Here is a 326-nt window from a genome sequence, read left to right on the forward strand (position 1 = left end):
GTGGTCAGGGCCGCCACATCGGCGGTCGAGAGGGCGCGGAGCTGATCGGAAGTAAGTGCGCCTACGCCTGCCGCGCCGAGTGCCTGAGCCTGGGCGGTGGAGAGGACCGCAACTTGTGCGGTGCCCAAAGCCTGGACGTGGGCGGTGTCGAGTCCGGCGACCTGAGCCGTGGTGAGTGCCTTGATCTCGCTCGTGGTCAGGGTGGAGATGTTATCGGTGCTGATCGCCGCGATTTCTGCGGTGGTCAGCGCTGCGATGTCCGCGGTGTTCAGCGCACGGAGCTGGTCGGAGGAAAGTGCGCCGACGCCTGCCGCGCCAAGGGCCTG

General features: G+C 67.8%; 1 protein-coding gene. It reads right to left on the minus strand.

Going from position 1 to position 326, the window contains the following annotated elements:
• A partial coding sequence (locus JFN93_RS25340) for a hypothetical protein (protein WP_199387178.1) occupies positions 1-326 on the minus strand: 326 nt, incomplete at both ends.

This window comes from Geomesophilobacter sediminis, from assembly GCF_016458275.1.
GTDB lineage: Bacteria > Desulfobacterota > Desulfuromonadia > Geobacterales > Geobacteraceae > Geomesophilobacter > Geomesophilobacter sediminis.